1 pseudogene is annotated in these 299 nt (G+C 62.2%); it reads right to left on the bottom strand.

The features are described 5' to 3' along the window. A pseudogene (locus tag GV790_RS29740) lies at positions 1-230 on the bottom strand (PIN domain nuclease); the annotation flags it as partial. Positions 231-299 lie beyond the last annotated feature (69 nt).

The raw sequence follows: 299 nt of genomic DNA, 5'->3' as shown, positions 1-299 counted from the left end.
GTGCGCGACCAGGCATTTTCCGGGGTGGCGACCCAGCCGAACAACTCACCGAGGGTCTCTTTTTTGCGCAACCGATCGGCCAGCGACCGGGCTGTGAACAGCAGCTCCAACTCGACAGGATCGCAGAGTGCCACGACTCCAGCGGTGACGGTCTCGTGCCAGGCTTTCCGTACGGTTGGGTTGAGGAGGAGGCGGGCGGCTGCCGAAGTATCGATGAGGTAGCTGATCACCGCCGGTATGCGTCCTTGTCGAGCAGCATGTCGAAGTCGCCCTGCTCGGCCATCTCGGTTAGCTCATTC

The organism is Nocardia cyriacigeorgica, from assembly GCF_010858045.1.
In the GTDB taxonomy this organism is placed as follows: Bacteria; Actinomycetota; Actinomycetes; order Mycobacteriales; family Mycobacteriaceae; genus Nocardia; species Nocardia cyriacigeorgica_E.
Note: the sequence above shows the minus strand (reverse complement) of the source record. Positions and strands in the feature narration are given on the sequence as shown.